Annotated in this window: 11 protein-coding genes; 7 read left to right on the forward strand and 4 right to left on the reverse strand. The window is 75.0% G+C overall.

The window, feature by feature from the left end; all coding sequences use genetic code 11:
* Positions 1-138: 138 nt before the first annotated feature.
* From ABGA99_RS02305 to ABGA99_RS02320, 4 genes are all read left to right on the forward strand, one after another.
* Entirely contained in the window at positions 139-1,611 is a 1,473-nt protein-coding gene (locus tag ABGA99_RS02305) for a hypothetical protein (RefSeq protein ID WP_347582048.1), read from the forward strand.
* 129 nt (positions 1,612-1,740) lie between these two features.
* Positions 1,741-2,583, forward strand: a complete 843-nt coding sequence (locus ABGA99_RS02310) for a nitrilase-related carbon-nitrogen hydrolase (protein ID WP_347575929.1) — start codon at positions 1,741-1,743, stop codon at positions 2,581-2,583.
* Between the two features lie 68 nt (positions 2,584-2,651).
* Positions 2,652-3,878, forward strand: a complete 1,227-nt coding sequence (locus tag ABGA99_RS02315) for an aspartate aminotransferase family protein (protein ID WP_347576123.1) — start codon at positions 2,652-2,654, stop codon at positions 3,876-3,878.
* 251 nt (positions 3,879-4,129) lie between these two features.
* On the forward strand, positions 4,130-4,705 hold the full coding sequence (locus ABGA99_RS02320) for a response regulator transcription factor (protein ID WP_347582049.1): 576 nt from the start codon (positions 4,130-4,132) through the stop codon (positions 4,703-4,705).
* A gap of 162 nt (positions 4,706-4,867) precedes the next feature.
* Here the strand turns inward: ABGA99_RS02320 and ABGA99_RS02325 are convergent, their stop codons facing one another.
* The 4 genes from ABGA99_RS02325 to lanKC form a co-directional block, all read right to left on the reverse strand.
* Entirely contained in the window at positions 4,868-6,658 is a 1,791-nt protein-coding gene (locus ABGA99_RS02325) for an ABC transporter ATP-binding protein (RefSeq protein ID WP_347582080.1), read from the reverse strand.
* A gap of 230 nt (positions 6,659-6,888) precedes the next feature.
* The gene (locus tag ABGA99_RS02330; protein WP_347582050.1) at positions 6,889-8,865 is read right to left on the reverse strand and encodes an ABC transporter ATP-binding protein; all 1,977 of its coding nucleotides are present in this window, start codon (positions 8,863-8,865) and stop codon (positions 6,889-6,891) included.
* Between the two features lie 95 nt (positions 8,866-8,960).
* Positions 8,961-9,077 (reverse strand): SapB/AmfS family lanthipeptide, encoded by a 117-nt coding sequence (locus ABGA99_RS02335; protein WP_018837057.1) that lies wholly within the window; start codon positions 9,075-9,077, stop codon positions 8,961-8,963.
* A 22-nt stretch (positions 9,078-9,099) separates the two neighbouring features.
* Entirely contained in the window at positions 9,100-11,877 is a 2,778-nt protein-coding gene (gene lanKC / locus ABGA99_RS02340) for a class III lanthionine synthetase LanKC (protein ID WP_347582051.1), read from the reverse strand.
* A 277-nt stretch (positions 11,878-12,154) separates the two neighbouring features.
* Here lanKC and hydA point away from each other — a divergent pair, with 277 nt between their 5' ends.
* Genes hydA through ABGA99_RS02355 form a run of 3 tightly spaced genes read left to right on the forward strand, consistent with a single transcriptional unit; the run spans position 12,155 to position 16,194 of the window.
* Positions 12,155-13,555, forward strand: coding sequence for a dihydropyrimidinase (gene hydA, locus ABGA99_RS02345; RefSeq protein ID WP_347575925.1), 1,401 nt, complete (start codon positions 12,155-12,157; stop codon positions 13,553-13,555).
* A 50-nt stretch (positions 13,556-13,605) separates the two neighbouring features.
* Entirely contained in the window at positions 13,606-14,625 is a 1,020-nt protein-coding gene (locus ABGA99_RS02350; RefSeq protein ID WP_347575924.1) for a TIGR03842 family LLM class F420-dependent oxidoreductase, read from the forward strand.
* 9 nt (positions 14,626-14,634) lie between these two features.
* Entirely contained in the window at positions 14,635-16,194 is a 1,560-nt protein-coding gene (locus ABGA99_RS02355; RefSeq protein ID WP_347575923.1) for an NCS1 family nucleobase:cation symporter-1, read from the forward strand.
* Positions 16,195-16,249: the final 55 nt, after the last annotated feature.

The following is a 16,249-nucleotide window of genomic DNA, read 5'->3' on the forward strand; positions in this document are numbered from 1 at the left end:
CTAGCGGTCGTCCGCAACGTTGTTCGAGGCCGCCGTCCATCGGGTTCCGTTTACCGCCACTGCAAAGCCCCCGTAGCGCGGACGAAATAAAGCGGGTGTCGAATACCCGCCGTGGCGGAACAATCGCTGCCGCCGGAAATGGCGGAATTTGCACGATTCTTACGGCAGATCACGGGATGGCTGGACGAAGAGTCCGGCTGGTACGGAGTCTTTCGCCGCGGCGATCCCGACGGGCTGCGAGCCTGCCTGGACGGCTCCGTTTTGCCCCCGTGGGATGTCGTCGAGTCGCTTCTGCACGACCTGGCCGAGCACGGCGGCCGGCGCACGGCGGAGGCGGCGCTGCCGCGCGCCCGCGACCTGCACCGCGCCGCCGTCGCGGCCCACGACGCCCGCCGCCCCGACCGCGCCGCCCTGACTGCGGTGCTCCGCGCCCGGCTCGCGGAGCACCGCGCGGCGGAAGACGGCGCCGAGCTGCTGCGCGGCCGGCTGGCGGTGGAGCGCAACCCCTGGACGGCGCAGCAACTGGAGGACGAGCTGGCCTGGGTGCGCGACGACGCCGCCCGCGCGTCCGCCCGCTGTACGGAACTGCGCGGCCGGATCGAGGCGCTGGCGCGGCAGACGGCGGGGCGGGAGCCCGGGCCCCCGCACCCGGCGGCACTCCGGGGTGCCCGGTTCGCGGGAGCCGCCGCGGCGCCGCCGCCGGTGCTGCCCGCCCTGGGCGGCGCGTACGAGGGCGTGCCGCCGGGCGCCGCCGGGAGCGGTGCCGAACCTGCCGCGGGTGCGGCCGGTGCCGGTCCGCCGCCCGGTTCCGGCGGCGCCGGCGGGTCCGGCGCCGAGGCCGGCGCAGCCGTGACGCCCCCGCCCGGGAGCGCCCGGTTCCCGGGCCCCGGTGCCGAGAAGGCGGACGGCCCGCCCTCGGTCGGGGCCCCGGAGCCCGCCGCCGGTGCTGCCGCCCTGCCTTCCGTACCGCCGCCCCGTGGCGCCCGGTTCGCCGGCGCCGGGCCCGGGGGCGGCGGGCGGCGCCGGAAGGACGCCGCGGAGGCCGAGCGTGACGCCGCCCGGCGCGCCGCGGCACGACGGCTCGCCGGTGAGACCGCCGCCGCCGTGGCCGCCCTGCGCGACGCGGGCCGTACCGGCGAGGCGTACGCCCGGCTCAGCGCCGCCGCGGCGGGCCCGCCGGAGACGCTGCCCGACCTCGCCGCCGAACTGGAGCGCACCGCCGGCACCGCCGAGGTGGCGACCCTGCTGTGGGAGGCCGCCGCGCTGCCCCCCGAGCGGCTGACCGGGGCCGCGGACGCGTTCGCCGCCGCCGGCCGTGCGCGCGAGGCGCTGCAGCTCGTCCGGCACGCCGCCGCCCGGCCCGTACCCGAGCTGGCCGCGATCCTCTCCGCCCTCCACCGCGCGGGCCGCGACCGGGAGTCGGAGGAACTGCTCGACGCCTTCGCCGGCGCCCGCAGCACCGACGAGGCCGTCGAGCTGGCCGGGGCCGATCCCGGCCGGCTCGTGCCGCAGTTGCTGCGCGCCGCCCGCCGCGGGCCTGCCCAGCGGCACCGCCGGCTCGCCCTCGCGATGCGCTCCGCGGGTCTGCCCGGTGCGCCCGAATCCGCCTGAGCCGGGCCGTTCCGGCCTCCCGGCGTTCGGTGCGCCGCTCTTGCCAGCGCCACCGCGGCGACTTACGTTCAGAGATCCGCCCGGCTTCTACGTGCGTAGAGCCTCCGGCGTCCCGTCCGAGGAGCAGCCATGGCCAACGTTGTACGCGCCGCACTCGTCCAGGCGACGTGGACCGGCGACACCGAGTCGATGATCGCGAAGCACGAGGAGCACGCGAGAGCCGCCGCCGCCCGCGGCGCCCGCATCATCGGCTTCCAGGAGGTCTTCAACGCGCCCTACTTCTGCCAGGTGCAGGAGCCCGAGCACTACCGCTGGGCCGAGCCCGTGCCGGACGGGCCCACCGTCGTGCGCATGCAGGCGCTCGCCCGCGAGACCGGCATGGTCGTGGTCGTCCCCGTCTTCGAGGTCGAGCAGGAGGGCTTCTACTACAACACCGCCGTCGTCATCGACGCCGACGGCACGGTGCTCGGCAAATACCGCAAACACCACATCCCGCAAGTCAAGGGATTCTGGGAGAAGTACTACTTCAAACCGGGCAACGCCGGCTGGCCGGTCTTCGACACCGCCGTCGGCAAGGTCGGCGTCTACATCTGCTACGACCGGCACTTCCCCGAGGGATGGCGCGCCCTCGGCCTCGGCGGCGCCCAGCTCGTCTACAACCCCTCGGCGACCTCCCGCGGCCTGTCGGCGTACCTGTGGCAACTGGAGCAGCCCGCGGCCGCCGTCGCCAACGAGTACTTCATCGCCGCCATCAACCGCGTCGGCGTCGAGGAGTACGGCGACAACGACTTCTACGGCACGAGCTACTTCGTCGACCCGCGCGGCCAGTTCGTCGGCGACGTCGCGAGCGACAAGGAGGAGGAACTGGTGGTGCGCGACCTGGACTTCGGCATGATCGAGGAGGTCCGCCAGCAGTGGGCCTTCTACCGGGACCGCCGCCCGGACGCGTACGGGGACCTGGTGCAGCCGTGAGCGCCGCGAACGGCGGCGGCGTACACCGCGATCTGCTCGCCCGGCACCGGGCCGTCCTGCCCGACTGGATGGCGCTCTACTACGCCGAGCCCATCGAGATCACCCACGGGGAGGGCCGGCACGTCTGGGACGCCGAGGGCAACCGCTACCTCGACTTCTTCGGCGGCATCCTCACCACCATGACCGCCCATGCCCTCCCGGAGGTCACCAAGGCGGTCGCCGAGCAGGCCGGCCGCATCCTGCACACCTCCACCCTCTACCTCAACCGCCCGATGGTGGAGCTGGCCGAGCGCATCGCGCAGTTGTCCGGCATCCCCGACGCCCGGGTCTTCTTCACCACCTCCGGCACCGAGGCCACCGACACGGCCCTGCTGCTGGCGAGCACGTACCGCGGCTCCAACCAGGTGCTGGCCATGCGCAACAGCTACCACGGCCGCTCCTTCACCGCGGTCGGCATCACCGGCAACCGCGCCTGGTCACCCACCAGCCTGTCCCCGCTGCAGACCCTCTACGTCCACGGCGGCATCCGCACCGCGGGGCCCTTCGCCGACCTCGACGACGCCGCGTTCATCGACGCCTGCGTCGCCGACCTGCGCGACATGCTCTCCCAGACCCGCGGCGTCGCCGCCCTCATCGCCGAGCCCGTCCAGGGCGTCGGCGGCTTCACCTCCCCGCCCGACGGCCTGTACGCCGCGTTCCGCGAGGTGCTCGCCGAGGAGGGGATCCTGTGGATCACCGACGAGGTGCAGTCGGGCTGGGGCCGCACCGGCGACCACTTCTGGGGCTGGCAGGCGCACGCGGGCAACGGGCCGCCGGACATGCTCACCTTCGCCAAGGGGATCGGCAACGGCGCCTCCATCGGCGGCGTGGTCGCCCGCGCCGAGATCATGAACTGCCTGGACGCCAACTCCCTGTCCACGTTCGGCGGCAGCCCGGTCACCATGGCCGCGGGCCTGGCCAACCTCGGCTACGTGCTGGAGCACGACCTGCAGGGCAACGCCCGCCGCGTCGGCGGCCTGCTCATCGAGCGGCTGCGGGCCGCCGCGGCGGGCATCGCCTCGGTGCGCGAGGTGCGCGGCCGGGGCCTGATGATCGGCATCGAGCTGGCCACCCCGGGGCACGCCGCGGCGGTGCTGGAGCACGCCCGCGCGGGCGGACTGCTCGTCGGCCGCGGCAAGTCCGGTGAGACGCTGCGCATCGCGCCCCCGCTGTCCCTGACCGTCGCCGAGGCGGAGGAGGGCGCCGCGGTTCTCGAACGGGCCCTGCACGCCGCCGACGCGGAGACGGGCGGCTGACGCGGAGTTCACAAGCACGAGGGCCGGCCGCGGCGCGGAAGCGCGCGGCCGGCCTTCTGCATTCACCGGCGCCGATGGTCTGTCAAGGGCCCGGACGGGGGCGCGCGGTCGGTCTGTCCGCCGGGTTGTGCGCCCTGCTCGCACCACGATGTCCGGAACTACGCGCGCAAACCGGTGGTGTCTCCGTGTATTCATAAGCGGACCGACCGTGACCCCGTCGGGCTCGGTTCCGGGTGACGAGGGGGCGCTCAGTGATCCGCGTGCTGTTGATACACGACACGATGCTCATCAGATCGGCGCTGGCCGTCCTGCTGGGGGGAGAACAGGATCTCGACGTACTCACGACGTCATGGCGTCACGAGCGAAGACCGGCGGACGACTGGCAGGCGCAGGTCTGCGTGGTGGACGGCGACGGCGCGTGGTCCGGGCTTGCGGACACCGCCGCGGGAAGGGCGGTGATCCTCACCGAGGCGGGACGGCCGGGGCTGCTGCGGCGGGCCTCGCGGGCCGACGTGCGGGGCTACGTCAGCAAGGACTCGGCGCCGGAGCGGCTGGTCGCCGGCATCCGGCGGGTGGCGACGGGCGAGCGGTATGTCGACGAGGCCCTGGCAAGCGACTTCCTGAGGGCGGCGGACATGCCGCTGACCCACCGGGAGCTGGCGGTGCTGGCGGCCGCGGCGGAGGGGGCCCCGGTCGCCGAGATCGCGGCGGCCCTGCATCTGGCGGGCGGCACGGTCCGCAACTACCTCGCCGCGGTGATCCGCAAGACGGGCGCGCGCAACCGTGTCGACGCCATCCGCATAGCGGACAGCGCCGGCTGGCTCTGATGCGTCTTCCCGTCCACCCGGGCGCGGCCCGGGCGGACGGGAAGGACGGGCGGCGGGTCCGGCGGGTACGTACGTGCCGCCGGCCCGGCGGTTTCGTGCCGGGCCGGGCGGGCTGCGGGCGGCGGTTCCGCACCCGCGGCCGGCCGTGGGTGCCGGACCGGATCAGGGTCCCGGGCGCGTGGGTACGGGTCGCAGGGCGGCGGTCGTGCCGCCGGCGCCGGTCAGCTCGCGGTAGAAGGGCGAGCCCGCCAGCAGTTCGTCGTGCGTGCCCGCCAGCGCGGACATCCCGTCCAGCACCAGCACCCGGTCCGCCCGCGCCGCCGACGCGACACGGTGCGCGAAGACCACGAGCGTGCCGCCCGGCCGGCGCGCGAACGCCCGCTCCGCGACGGCCTCCGCGGCCGGGTCGAGGTGGCACGTCGCCTCGTCGAGCAGCGCGAGCCGCGGCGGCGCGAGGTGCGCGCGGGCGAGCGCGAGGAGCTGCCGCTCGCCGGCCGACAGCTCCGCGGGCCGCAGCGCCGCGTCCAGCCCGCCGAGCCGGGCCACGAGCGGCCCCGCGCCGACGGCGTGCACGGAGCGGCGCAGTTCCGCGTCGTCCACGGGGGAGGGGCACAGATAGGCGAGGTTGTCGCGGAGGCTGCCGCCGAACACGTACGCCTCCTGCGGCAGCAGCACGGGGCGGCCGGCCCGGCGCACCTCGCCCTCCCCGGGCGCCACGAGCCCGGCCGCCAGGCTCGCCAGCGTCGACTTCCCGATGCCGCTGGGTCCCACGACGGCCAGGTGCTCCCCGTCCCGGACGACGAGGTCGAGCCCGCGGATGACGGCGTCGGAGCGGGGCCCGTACCGGAAGGACACCCGCCGCAGTTCGAGCACGGCACCGGGGGCAAGGGGGCGGCGGGTGCCGGGTGCCGTGGAGGTGCCGGAGGGAGGGGCGGAGCCCGCCGTGTGCGGACGCCCGGTGACCTCGCCGGCCGGGACGCGCCCGCCCCCGCCGTCCCCGGCGGCCGGGTGCGGGGGGCCCGCGGCGTACAACCTGCCCGCCACCACCGTCAGCCGGGCGCCCGTGCCGCCGAGGCCGAAGACCAGCGACTGCAGCGCCGGGAGCAGCGCCTGGGTCAGGTACGCCAGCGCGCCCACCAGCGCGCCCGCCGTCACTCCGCGAGTCAGCAGCCACGGCGCGGCCAGCAGCAGGGCGAGCACCGGGAGCCGGCCGCCGACGCCCACGGCGACGTCCCGCATCGTGCCCCAGCGCGCCAGCGCCGTCGCGGCGGCCAGCTCGGCGTCCACACGGGCCCGTACGGCGTCGCCCGCGCGCCGCTCGCCGCCGCAGGCGACCACGTCGCGCAGGCCGTCCACGACCGACCCCAGCCCGGCGGCCAGCGCCTCGTCGGCGGCGAGGAAGTCCCGCTGGCAGCGGGACAGCGGGCGCAGCGACCAGCCGAAGACCACCAGGCCCGCCACCAGCGGCGGCAGCACCACGAGCAGCAGCGGCGGCGCCAGCGTCAGCAGCCCCAGCAACGCGGCGGCGGCGGTGACGACGAAGGACCGGGTCACCATCACGAGCCCCGCGAAGCCGTCGCGGGCGATCTCCACCTGATGGGTCAGCCGCGAGACCGCCGCCGGCCCTTCGGCCCGCGCCCGGCCCGCCGCGCGCTCCAGCGCTCCGGTGACGACGCGCCGGACGAGCGTGTCCCGCAGATCCTCGGTCAGCCGGGCGACGGCCCCGTACACCCGCAGCGTCCCGAACGCCCCGACCGCGACGCCCACCGCCGCGGCGGCGAGCCAGGCGAGCCCCACTCCGGGACGGTCGGCCAGGAACCCCCGGTCGACGGCCCGCGCGAGGGCGTGCCCGAGCAGGAAGGTCTGGAACGCCTCGACGGCCGACCACCCGGCCACCGCCCCGACGACCCGCCTTCGGCGCCGCAGGAACCGCAGCCCGGCGGGCACGAGCACCCGCAGCCCGGGCGCGGGGTCGGAGGGCCCGGCCTGCGGGGCGACGCGGCCCCGGTCTGCGGGGCGTTGCCCGGTGTCTCGGTCACGCATCGGTGGGCTCCTTGTGCGGCCGGGCAGGGTACGCGCGGGTGCGGTCACCCGCTGCCCGGGAAGTGGGGGCCGGACCGGGAGAGCCGGTGGCCGCAGCCGGGCCCGGGTCCGGTCCGGTGGGGCGGCGCCCGGTCCTGCGCTCACCCATCGGGCGGCTCCTGCGACCACAGGGCGCGGTACGCCGGGTCGGCGCACAGCTCCGCGTGCGGGCGCAGCGCCCGGACCCGGCCGCCGTCCAGCCATGCGACGAGGTCGGCGCGCGCCGCGGTCGCCGCCCGGTGTGCCACGACCAGCCGGCTCCGGCCCGTGCCGCTGCGGAGGGCGGCACCACCCCCCTGGGCACCGCCCTCCGCACCGCCCACGGCCCCGCCGTGCGGGTCGTCCGCCCCTCCCGCCGGACCGGGCGCGGCACCCGGCCCCGCTCCGGCCGGCGCCAGCAGCGCCCGCTCGATGCGGAGTTCCGTCGCCGCGTCGAGTCCGGAGAGCGCGTCATCCATGATCAGCAGCCGCGCGTCGCGGGCGAACGCGCGTGCCAGGCCCAGCCGTTGCAGCTCACCCCCGGACAGCGGCGCGTCCGCCGCCGGGGTGGCGTAGCCGGCGGGGAGGGCGCGTACGAAGGTGTCCGCGTCGGCGGCCCGCGCCGCCGCGGCCACCCGGCCGGCCGCGACCGGGGTGCGCGCGTCGGCGTACGCGAGGGCGTCCGCGACCGTGCCGCCGAGCAGCGCGGGGCGCGCGAACGCGTAGGCCACCGCCGCCCGCAGTTCGGTGCGGGCCAGCGCGGCCAGCGGCACGCCGTCGAGGCGTACGTCGCCCGCGTCCGGGTCGGTGAGCCGCCCCGCGACCGCGGCGAGCAGCGACTTGCCGGCGCCCGAACGCCCCACCACCGCGACCGTCGTCCCCGCCGGCACCGTCAGATCCAGCTCGCGCAGCACGGTCCGCCCGCCGCGTCGCACCGTGACCCCGCGCAGCTCCAGCCGCCCGCCGCCGTCCGCCGGTGCGGCGTCGTGTCCGTACGGGACCGGGGGCAGCCGCAGTACCGGCGTCAGCCGCAGCGCCGCCGCCCGGCTGCGTACGAGGGTGTTGACGTGGCCGACCAGGACGCCGATGCCGCCGGCGAGCATCGCGTACCGGCCCGCCGCCAGCAGCTCGCCCACGCTCAGCCGGCCGGCGCCGAGGCTGAGTCCGGCGACGGCGACGACGGCGAGCTGGAGCAGCGGCACGACGACGGCCGCCTGCGCCGTGGCGCGGCCCTGCACGTGCCACATCCGGTGGCCGTGCCGGCTCAGCTCCGGCAACGGGCCCAGCGCGCGGCGCCGTTCGCGGCCGACGGTACCGGCGGCGGCGATGGTCCGCGCCCCGGCCAGGGCCTCGGCCAGCCGCGCCGCGATGGCGGCCTGCGCCTCCTGGTAGCGCGTCACGCAGTCGCCCGCGCTGCGGACGAACGCGCGCAGCAGGAGGACCAGTACGGGTGTGCCGACGCCGAGGACCACGGCCAGCCAGGGGTCGATGACGGCCAGCGCGACGAGCGCGCCGACCGGGGTCAGCAGGGCGCCGAGGGTGGAGGCGGCGGCGGCCGGGGCGGCACCGGCGTGGGCGGCGTTTCCGGTGGCGCGGGTGACGAGGTCGCCGGTGGCCAGCCGGGCGGCGCGGTGCGGCTCGGTGGCCAGCGCGGCGCCGAGCAGGCGGCGGCGCAGCCAGGCGGTGGTACGGGCGGTGGTGACGCCGTTGAGCACGGTCTCGGCGGCGTCGAGGAGGATGGTCGCCACGGTCAGCGCGGCGCACAGGGCGAGGGCGCGGGGCGCGTCGGGGGAGTCGGCGAGCAGCCGGTCCAGGGCGATGCCGAGCATCGCGGGCAGGGCGAGAGCCGCGCCCGCGGCGGCTGTGGTGACCAGGCAGAGCGCGGCGGTGTACGCGCCGCTGTGCCGCCCGGCCCGGACGAACAGCCGCCGCGTCCCGCCCCCGGCGGAGCCGCCCGCGACCGTCTCGCCGTCGCCGTCGCCCGGCGGGCCCTCGTGCGCCGTGCCGTCGGCCGTCCGGGTGTCCTGCGCGCCGGTGCCCCCGGCGAACGATGCTCCGTCCTGCCCTTCCCCGCCCCGCACTTCTCCGATCTGCTCCATGCCGCTCTCCGTTTCGCCGTCCGCCACCCCGGCGAGGTGAGCGCACGGCCCCGGGCGCCGTCGTGTGCGCCCGGGGCCTCTTCGGTGCGGGAAGGTCAGAGGCAGAGCAGCACGCTGTGCGAGCTGTGCTTGCCGCACAGCAGGCTCAGGCTGCTGTCGCCGCCGCCGGTCTGCTCGGATGCCTCGAGGGCCTGAAGGTCGAGAAGCGCCATGATGTCTCCTTGATTCACTCGGTTACTGCCGGGACTTGCCGGATGGTGCTGGTACTCCGGCCCCGTCGTGGGGCCGGTCCGCCCGTCGTCCGCGCCGGTGCGCGGGCGACAGGAAGGGCAGGCCGGCGTCGCTCCCGGGCTGCGTCGCGGCGAGCGCGAGCAGGCAGCCGGCGGTGCCGGTGGCCAGGTCCATGGACAGCCGCATCATCTGGTCGCCGGGGAAGGCGAGCCCGCCGCCGTACGGCAGGGCGTACCAGGAGAGCGCGGCGGCCTGGGCACCGAGGTCCGCGGCGCGGACGCCGGGGGTCGCGGTGCGGCCGAGGTGCAGCAGCATCCCGGCCCGCCCCTGGAACAGGCCGGGTTGGGCGTAGTAGCGCATCCGGACGGCGGGCAGCACCGCGGCGCGCGCCGTGGCGAAGTCCTCGTCGTCGCGGTGCGCGAGGTAGTCGTCGAGCACGGTCGCGATGCCCGCGCTGCCGTCGCCGAAGTACGGCATGGTGCGGTGGCCTTCGTCGACGACGAGGCCGCCGGTGCGGTCCGTGCGGCAGCGGGCGAGGTCGCGGCGGAGCGCGCTCGCGGCGGCGTCCAGCAGCGCGGGGTCGCCGGTGCGCTCGTACAGCCGGACGAAGAACAGCGCGGGCCCGGTCCAGCCGCGCAGCAGCCCGGCCCGCTCGCCGCCGCGGACCGCCGGCGTACCGGCGGCGCCGCCGTCGGGCGCCGGGTCCGCCGCGGCGAGCCGCTCGGTCAGCAGCGTGGCCGCGCGCAGCGCGTGGTCGTGGAGGGACGGCTCGCCGCAGGCGGTCGCGAGGTGGTCGAGGACCAGGCCGGCGCCGGCGAGCCCGCCGTGCAGATGGGAGGCGAGCGCCTGCCAGTTCTCGGCGAGCACCTGCTCGACGAGGTCGAGCGCCCGCTTGCCGTGCCCGAGCCGCTCCAGTACGTACGCCACCCCGAGGAGCCCGTCATACAGCCCGAACGGCGTGCCGCGGGGCGGTGCGGCGGTCCGCTTCAGCAGCCATTCCTCGCCGGCCTCGCTGCGCGGCGCACCGGCCTCGGCCAGCGCGTACAGCACGCCGGCCGCGCCGAACGAGATCCCCAGGCCCCCGCCGTCGTTGAACTGGGCGACGTCACCGGGGAAGACGCGGTCCTCGCGCTCGGGGGTCGCGGAGGCGGCCAGCGCCCGGGCCATGGCCGTGCGGCTGCGCGGCCAGTCGTCGGGTTCGACCGGCAGCAGCGGTCCGCCGACCGCCCCCGCGCCGGATCTCGCCGCCGGGGCGGCCGTTCGGCCGGCGGTGCCGGCCCCGGCCGTGGCCCCGGCGTCCGCCGTACGCGCGCCCGTCCCGCCGGTGATCTCCTCGACCGCCTCCCGCAGGAACTCCTCCGGCAGCTCGGGGAACTGCTCCGCCGCCACCCGCGCCAGACGCGCCGCCTTGCGCCGGTCGACGGCCAGCAGCGTCGTCATCGGCAGGAACAGCGCGATCCGCAGGCAGGCCAGCGCGTAGCGGTCGATCGCGAAGCCCTCGCGGTCCGCCGGTGCCACGTATCCGGGGTGTGCGACGATCTGCCGCGGCCCGTCCGCCACCGGCGCCGCCGCCTCGAAGTCGACCAGGGCCACCGACACGTCGGTCTCGTCCCCCGCGTCGCCCGCCGCCGCGTCCGCCTCCGGCGCGACCATGATGTTGAACATGTGCAGGTCGTTGAAGACCAGCCCGCGCCCGTGCACCGCCGCGACGGCCCGTTCCACCGCGCCGTGCACCCGCACCGCCCAGCGGGTGTACGACGCCACCTCCGCCGGGTCCGGGTGCGCCGCCAGCAGGGGGTGGCGCTCCGCGAAGAAGGAGTTGAGGGTGCGTCCGGGCAGGAAGTCCATGACCAGGAAGCGGTGCCCGCCCAGCTCGAACCAGTCGCGGACGCCGGGCGCGACGCCCAGCCCGGCCAGCCGCTCCAGCGCGGCCTTCTCCCGCTCCAGCCGGGCCACCGCGTCGGCTCCGTCGGCGGCGAGGCCGGCGTGCGGCCGGGCCTCCTTGAGCACGACCTGCGCGCCGTCGCGCAGGTCGGTGCCCGCGTAGACGCCCCCGCCGTTGGAGAAGTGCAGGGCGCGTTCGATGCGGTACGGCAGGCCGGAGGTGGTCGTGGCATTGCGCGCGGCCAACTCGGGCGCCAGGAAGCCGGGCAGCGTCACCCAGTCGGGCACGCTGAACGCCGGGTCCTTGCGGTCGGGTATGAGCGTGCCGTCGGGCCCCTCGACGGCCGGGACCAGTGCCCCGTCGGCGCCGACGCAGTAGCGCGGGGCGAAGCCCCCGTAGCGCACGTGCAGCGGGCCGTCCTGCCAGCGCAGGTCGGTGAGGATGTACGGGCCGTCCTCCGCACTCAGTTGCCCGCCCAGTTCCCGCAGGAGCGTGTGCAGCATTTCGTCGTCACGCGGGTAGATCGTGGCGAACTTGCCGCTGATCGTGCGGCTGGCGTATTTGGAGTTGCGGAGATAGAGGAGTTGCTTTCCCGGCACGAACTTGAACGGAATTCCCCGGGGCACGCAGTAGTCCCAGATGCGCGTGCCGACGCGGTCGGCGTTGTCGAGGCGGGCCGAGACGTGGACCTTCCAGCCCTGCTCCGGCCAGTCACGATCGGCCAGAGGCTGCAACTGGCGCCAGTCTCCCGACCAGGCGTCGACCCATCCTCCGGGAGTGTCCCGGCGGGCGACGGAAAAGAGCGCGACCGATGCGTCGGCGCCCCCGGTCAGTCGGTCCGGAGTTTCGTAGAAATACTCGTCGGCCAGGCAGAACGCCTCGTATCGCTTGTCCATTTCCCCCCAAGGCCGTCTCCTTGACTGGCCCACGAAGGATTGCAGCCGGACGCGCACCGGCAGTAGTCACCGCTGTCATGAACAAGGCGTGCAGAACGCACGGGTACGGCGTGCGGCGGGCACGGTCCGCGCCCACGGCCCGCGCCACGCGGTCGCGAAGGGCGGCTGCCGCGGTATTGCCGAGCGCGGTGCCATGCTTCTACGGTCTTCGCACGCAGCTCGACTCTACGGGTGTAGACCCCTGGTGACGTCGCGTCGCCGGAATGGAGCAGAGGCCGTGAGCCGTACAGTCATCACCGGCGGGCTGGTCATCACCGCCGCCGACGAGATCCACGCCGACGTGCTCGTCGAGGACGGCCGCGTCACCGCCCTCGCCGCGCACGGCAGCGACGCCGCCGCCGGCTGGCGCGAGGGCGCCGCCGTGCTCGACGCCACCGGCAAGTACGTCATCCCGGGCGGGGTGGACGCCCACACGCACATGGAGCTGCCCTTCGGCGGCACGTTCGCCTCGGACACGTTCGAGACGGGCACCCGCGCCGCCGCCTGGGGCGGCACGACGACCATCGTGGACTTCGCCGTACAGAAACAGGGCAGCGCGCTGCGCGAGGGCCTGGACGCCTGGCACGCCAAGGCCGACGCCCAGTGCAGCATCGACTACGCCTTCCACATGATCCTCTCCGACGTCAACGAGCACACGCTCAAGGAGATGGACGGCCTGGTCGAGGAGGGCGTGACCTCCTTCAAGCTGTTCATGGCCTACCCCGGCGTCTTCTACAGCGACGACGGCCAGATCCTGCGCGCCATGCAGCGCGCCGCCGGCAACGGCGGGCTGATCATGATGCACGCCGAGAACGGCATCGCCATCGACGTCCTCGTCGAACAGGCCCTCAAGGCCGGCAAGACCGACCCGCGTTACCACGGCGAGGTACGGAAGGTGCTGCTGGAGGCCGAGGCCACGCACCGCGCCATCCAGCTCGCCCGGGTCGCCGGCAGCCCGCTGTACGTCGTGCACGTCTCCGCGGAGGAGGCCGTCGCCGAGCTGGCACAGGCCCGCGACGCCGGTCTGCCGGTCTTCGGCGAGACCTGCCCGCAGTACCTCTTCCTGTCCACCGACAACCTCGCCGAGCCGGACTTCGAGGGCGCGAAGTACGTCTGCTCCACTCCCCTGCGCCCCCGCGAGCACCAGGCCGCCCTCTGGCGCGGGCTGCGCACCGACGACCTCCAGGTCGTCTCCACCGACCACTGCCCGTTCTGCTTCACGGACCAGAAGGAACTGGGCCGCGGCGACTTCTCCAAGATCCCCAACGGGCTGCCGGGCGTGGAGAACCGGATGGACCTCCTCCACCAGGCCGTGCTCGACGGGCACCTCACCCGCCGCCGCTGGATCGACATCGCCTGCGCCACCCCCGCGCGGATGTTCGGCCTCTACCCCCGCAAGGGCACCATCGCCCCCGGCTCCGACGCCGACATCGTCATCTACGACCCCGAGGCCCGCCAGACGCTCTCCGCCGCCACCCACCACATGAACGTCGACTACTCGGCGTACGAGGGCAGGGAGATCACCGGACGCGTCGAAACCGTGCTCTCCCGCGGCGAAACGGTCCTCAGGGCACGCGAGTTCACCGGCCACGCGGGACACGGCCAGTACATCCCGCGCGGCACCTGCCAGTTCCTGTAGAACCAGCCACCAGACCCACACCTCCGGCATCGTTCCCCAAGGGGGCCTCCGTGGATTTCGGACTCGTGCTGCAGACCGATCCGCCCGCATCCGCCGTCGTCGGCCTCATGCGCCGCGCCGAGAACAACGGCTTCCGCTACGGCTGGACGTTCGACTCCACCGTCCTGTGGCAGGAGCCGTACGTCATCTACAGCCGCATCCTGGAGCACACCGAATCGCTCACCGTCGGCCCCATGGTCACCAACCCCGGGACCCGCACCTGGGAGGTCACCGCCTCCGCCTTCGCCACCCTCAACGAGATGTACGGCAACCGCACGGTCTGCGGGATCGGCCGCGGCGACTCCGCCATGCGCGTCGCCGGCCGCCCGCCCAACACCCTGGCCCGCCTCGGCGACGCCATCCGCGTCATCCGCGACCTCGCCGAGGGCCGCGAGGCCGTCGTCGACCGCGAGTCCGGCACGACGCTGCGCCTGCCGTGGGTCGAGGACGGCCGGCTGCCGGTGTGGATGGCGGCGTACGGGCCGAAGGCGCTGGCGCTCGCCGGGCAGGTCGCGGACGGCTTCATCCTCCAGCTCTCGGACGTGTACCTGACGGAGTTCATGGTCAAGGCCGTGCGCACCGCCGCCGCGCAGGCGGGCCGCGACCCGGACGACCTGACGATCTGCGTCGCCGCGCCCGCGTACGTCACGGACGGCACCCCCGAGGCGCTGGCCCACGCGCGCGAGCAGTGCCGCTGGTTCGGCGGCATGGTCGGCAACCACGTCGCCGACCTCGTCGACCGCTACGGCGAGCACTCCGACGTCGTCCCCGAGGCGCTCACGGCGTACGTCAAGCAGCGCCGGGGCTACGACTACTCCCACCACGGCCGCGCCGGAAACCCCTCCACGGACTTCGTCCCGGACGACATCGTGGACCGCTTCTGCATCCTGGGTCCCGTCGAGGCGCATCTGGAGAAGCTGCGCCGGCTGCGGGAGCTGGGCGTGCACCAGTTCGCGAGCTACGCGATGCACGACGCGAAGGAGTCCACCATCGACGCGTACGGGAAGTACGTCATCCCGGCGCTGGCCTGAGGGGGCACCATGACCGCCGACGCCGCGTCACCCTCCCACCCGCAGCAGCCGGCCGACGGCAGGGTGGAGCTGTCGCCCGCCGAGGACCTCGCCGGCAGCCGCTACGCCAACGGCGACCTGCTCCCCGTCCCGGCCGCGCAGCGCACGTGGACCACGTACAACTTCGCCGCCCTGTGGGTCGGGATGGCGGTCAACGTACCGACATGGACGCTGGCCGCGGGCCTCATCGCGCTGGGCATGGACTGGAAGCAGGCGGTCCTCACCATCGCCCTGGCGAACGTCATCGTGCTGCTGCCGATGCTGCTGACCGGCCACGCCGGCCCCAAGTACGGAATCCCCTTCCCGGTCCTGGCCCGCTCGTCGTTCGGCGTGGTCGGCGCCAACCTGCCGGCGCTGCTGCGCGGCGTCGTCGCCTGCGCCTGGTTCGGCATCCAGACGTGGATCGGCGGCCAGGCGATCTACTTCCTGGCCGGGAAGATCATCGGCGCCGGGAGCTGGTGGGTCGAGGCCGGCTCGTGGGGCGGCTATCCGTGGCCGCAGTGGCTCTGCTTCGTGCTCTTCTGGCTGATCGAGGTCGTCATCGTCCTCTTCGGCATGGAGGGGGTGAAGAAGCTGGAGAACTGGGCCGCGCCGCTGATGCTCGCGGGCGCGGTCGCGCTGCTGATATGGATAGCCGACCAGGCCGGCGGCTTCGGCCCGCTGCTGGACGAGCCGTCCGAGCTGGGCTGGGGCTCCGAGTTCTGGAAGGTGTTCTTCCCCGCGCTCATGGGCATGATCGGCTTCTGGTCGACGCTGTCGCTGAACATCCCGGACTTCACCCGCTTCGGCGCCGGGCAGCGTGCGCAGATCTGGGGCCAGTCGCTCGGACTGCCCACCACGATGGCCGCGTTCGCGCTGATTTCCGTGCTGGTCACGTCGGGCTCGCAGGCGGTCTACGGCAAGCCGATCTGGGAGCCGGCGGAGCTGGCCGCCCGCATGGACACCAAACTGGGCATCGCCTTCGCCCTGTTCGTCATCCTGCTCGCCACCCTGACCACGAACGTCGCGGCGAACCTGGTCAGTCCGGCGTACGACCTGTCCAACCTGGCGCCGAAGGCCATCAGCTTCCGCACCGGCTCGCTGATCGCCTGCGCGGCGGGGATGCTGATGTTCCCCTGGGAACTGATCGCCAACCCGGACATCTACATCTTCGTCTGGCTCGGCACCTACGGCGGCCTGCTGGGCGCGGTCGCCGGCGTCCTCATAGCCGACTACTGGCTGGTCCGCCGCACCGCGCTCGCCCTCCCGGACCTGTACCGGCGTGACGGCGCGTACTGGTACCGGGGCGGCTGGAACTGGCGCGGCATCCTGGCCTTCGGGGTCGGCGCCCTCCTGGCGGTAGGCGGCTCCCACACCGACGAGGGCGCGGCGGGCCCGTACCCGGAGGACGGCCTGATCCCCTTCCTGAAGCCGCTGGCGGACTACGGCTGGGCAGTGGGCCTGGGGGCGTCGCTGATCCTCTACACCCTGCTGATGCGAGCAACCCCGGCAAAGCCGCCCCCACCCCCAGCAACCCCGGCCCCGTACTGACCATCCCGGGGCGGCCTCCCGAGTGCGGCCTCACACACCGCGGGTGCGTGAGGCC

It is taken from the genome of Streptomyces sp. B5E4, assembly GCF_039871555.1.
Classification (GTDB): Bacteria; Actinomycetota; Actinomycetes; order Streptomycetales; family Streptomycetaceae; genus Streptomyces.

Coding starts and splice junctions, on each gene's coding strand:
- ABGA99_RS02305 (WP_347582048.1), top strand. CDS start 139: ATGGCGGAATTTGCACGATTCTTACGGCAGATCACGGGATGGCTGGAC.
- ABGA99_RS02310 (WP_347575929.1), top strand. CDS start 1,741: ATGGCCAACGTTGTACGCGCCGCACTCGTCCAGGCGACGTGGACCGGC.
- ABGA99_RS02315 (WP_347576123.1), top strand. CDS start 2,652: ATGGCGCTCTACTACGCCGAGCCCATCGAGATCACCCACGGGGAGGGC.
- ABGA99_RS02330 (WP_347582050.1), bottom strand. CDS start 8,865: ATGGAGCAGATCGGAGAAGTGCGGGGCGGGGAAGGGCAGGACGGAGCA.
- ABGA99_RS02335 (WP_018837057.1), bottom strand. CDS start 9,077: ATGGCGCTTCTCGACCTTCAGGCCCTCGAGGCATCCGAGCAGACCGGC.
- lanKC (WP_347582051.1), bottom strand. CDS start 11,877: ATGGACAAGCGATACGAGGCGTTCTGCCTGGCCGACGAGTATTTCTAC.
- ABGA99_RS02355 (WP_347575923.1), top strand. CDS start 14,635: ATGACCGCCGACGCCGCGTCACCCTCCCACCCGCAGCAGCCGGCCGAC.